The organism is Streptomyces sp. NPDC001156 (genome assembly GCF_053598275.1).
The window spans coordinates 1-2325 of record NZ_JBSFJX010000459.1 but is presented as its reverse complement, the minus strand read 5'-3'; the positions used below and the strand labels follow the sequence as shown (position 1 = coordinate 2325).

5 protein-coding genes and 1 pseudogene are annotated in these 2325 nt (G+C 69.9%); 5 read left to right on the top strand and 1 reads right to left on the bottom strand.

Annotated features, from left to right (window positions below):
* From ACWDA7_RS52130 to ACWDA7_RS52120, 3 genes are all read left to right on the top strand, one after another.
* Positions 1–225: SpoIIE family protein phosphatase (locus ACWDA7_RS52130; protein ID WP_450615158.1), on the top strand; the 225-nt coding region annotated here is incomplete at its 5' end.
* Positions 226–425: 200 nt separating this feature from the next.
* A complete protein-coding gene (locus tag ACWDA7_RS52125) occupies positions 426–683 on the top strand; it encodes a hypothetical protein (RefSeq protein ID WP_450615157.1) in 258 nt (85 codons plus the stop codon).
* Between the two features lie 4 nt (positions 684–687).
* Positions 688–825: a DUF6233 domain-containing protein gene (locus tag ACWDA7_RS52120; protein ID WP_450615155.1), complete on the top strand. Its 138-nt coding sequence runs from the start codon at positions 688–690 to the stop codon at positions 823–825.
* A gap of 6 nt (positions 826–831) precedes the next feature.
* Here the strand turns inward: ACWDA7_RS52120 and ACWDA7_RS52115 are convergent, their stop codons facing one another.
* A complete protein-coding gene (locus ACWDA7_RS52115; protein WP_450615153.1) occupies positions 832–1032 on the bottom strand; it encodes a hypothetical protein in 201 nt (66 codons plus the stop codon).
* A gap of 212 nt (positions 1033–1244) precedes the next feature.
* On the opposite strand from ACWDA7_RS52115, the gene ACWDA7_RS52110 reads away from it, so the two are divergent.
* Together ACWDA7_RS52110 and ACWDA7_RS52105 are read left to right on the top strand one after the other, a co-directional pair.
* Positions 1245–1451, top strand: a complete 207-nt coding sequence (locus tag ACWDA7_RS52110) for a hypothetical protein (protein WP_450615151.1) — start codon at positions 1245–1247, stop codon at positions 1449–1451.
* 300 nt (positions 1452–1751) lie between these two features.
* Positions 1752–2153, top strand: a pseudogene (locus tag ACWDA7_RS52105) (DUF1775 domain-containing protein); the annotation flags it as partial.
* Positions 2154–2325: the final 172 nt, after the last annotated feature.

Here is a 2325-nt window from a genome sequence, read left to right as displayed (position 1 = left end):
GCGGGCGACCGCCTGCTCCTCTACACCGACGGCATGCAAGAACGCCAGGCAGAGACCCTGGACCTGCCCGGCCTGATCCGTGACACCGCCCCCGAGCATCCCCGCGAAGTCGTGTGCATTCTGACCGCCGCGGTCATCGACGCCTGCAACGGGCACCTTCAGGACGACGCCACCGTGCTGTGCCTGGACTGGCACGGCCCCCACAACGGTGGGCGCAGCGCCTAGGCCGGAGCCGACGCCTGACCCCGACCGCAGGCCCAGCCACACGTCATCGCCCAGCCAACGGCAGCATCGGCCGCCCCCTCGCCCGCCCAACGGCCCGTTACTCGCAGACCCCGACCGATCCCCGGCCCCCGCCGATTCTCGTACTCTTCGGAATCGGCCCCTGCTCGACCGTCGCCAGACCCGATGCTTGAATCGAACGCATGAGCGAGCCACCACCGGATCCCATGTGTCTGCGCGTCATCCTGGCCTGGCTCGAGGAACAGGTCACCGGCAACGACACCGTCAACATCTTCCTGCGGCTCCAGCGCGACACCGTCGCCCAGGCCCTCGCCCAGGCCGCCGAGGGGGAGCAGCCGGCCACGCCCCCCGCCGGCGCCGCCGGCGAAGCCGCCCCGCATGACCGGGCTGCCGACCTTCACCGGCGGCGGGACCGGCTTCAAGGTCGTCGAGAGGGGTGACCTGGTGTCGCTGCACCTCGGCGACTGCGACGTCGACGACGGCCCGCCCCGCCGCGTCGACGCGCACGAGGCCGTCGCCGCGCTGCGCGACGGCCTGGCCGCGTGCATCATGTTCCGCCCAGACCTCGAGCTCGGCGACTGACGGCCGTCAGCCCTCGTAGATGTTGATCGTTACCTTCCCCACTTCCTGGTCCTGGCCTGAGATCGACACCTCAGCGTCACGTCCCGACCGGGCCAACCAGGTACCTCCCGCCACCAGTTGATTCAGCACGGAACGGGGGATGCTGACGCTCACGTTGGTCGCGTCGTCCAGTCCGTCGGTCAGCTCTACGAGTACAGGCTTGTTCATGCCGGGGGACGGTACATCCGGGGCGGCAGATTCGCATGCACACCGACAGGGACCGGCAACGGGCCCGGCGTACGCTGGCCGTGAGCCCTGGAAGGGGCAGGCGTACCGGGCGGCCGTACACCGCCTGCGTTCGTGGTGGGCGGCGCGAACCCGTGCGCCCGGGAGGGGTAGAACCCCGGCCCGCCCCACAACGCCCCCGGGAGATGGCAGCCATGACCCGACGAGAGACCTACTGCGGCGGCCGCCTCGTCAAGGAGATCGACCAGATCGACGTCAGCACCTGGGAGGACGTGGCCCGATCCCGGCCGCCCCGGTTCGTCGACGGCGGTTACATCTGGTGGCTCGACGGCGAAGAGATCACCCCGGTCGAAGCGGAAGCCTTCCGCATCGTGTGGGACGCACAGCCGCACACCGCGTGACCGGCCGGTGAGGGAGGCCTGGACGCCCGTGCCACGCCACCAGTTGGGCGCCCAGGCCGGTCCTTGCGAGCAGGGACAGACTCGCCGCAGGGGATAAACGAGCCTGCCCCTGCACGACGGCGCCCGTGGCCTCCCCCAAGAGGTCAGGCGCCACGACCCCGCCCGGGGTCACTACGTCCAGCGCCACACGCGGCAGGCGTGTCACAGGCGGCGGCTCATGGTTATAAGCCCAACACCATTGTGAAGAATTCCACTTGCCGGCGTCACGAGTCAGCTACGAACCAGTCGCGCAGCCCTGGGCTCGCCTGGACCGGCGGCAAGATCGGCCCGGGCCAGTACGAGGATTTCAACGTCGCCTTCGGCCAGTTGCCCGATGACACCGACCAGCTGACCTTCAAGGCGCTCCAGACGTACTCCGACGGGAAGGTCGTTCGTTGGATCGAGGAAGCCCAGGGCGGCGAGGAGCCGGAGAATCCGGCGCCGGTCCTCAAGCTCACGGCCAAGGCCGCGGACGAAGGCAGCACCTCGACCGCCACGTCGACGAACACGAAGAGCTCCGACAGCTCCAAGTCGACCGCCTCGGCCAGTGACTCGACCGCCCGCGGCCTCGGGATCGCTGGCCTGGTCGTGGGTGTGCTGGGCCTGGCTGCTGCGGCGTTCGCCATCCTCCGCAGCCGCGACACCGGGGCTCGGCCCGAGTAATCCACCGGGTCTCGGCCCAGGTAAGGAAACGCGCCCCGCCGGCGACATCTGTCGTCGACGGGGCGCACGCCTTTTGAGGCTCTCCTGCTTGATGTGTGGGTCATGCTGAGGCGGGTTGGCGTCCGGGGAGTTGGGGGCGGGGGCCGGCGAGGGTGAGCATGACCAGGGCGAT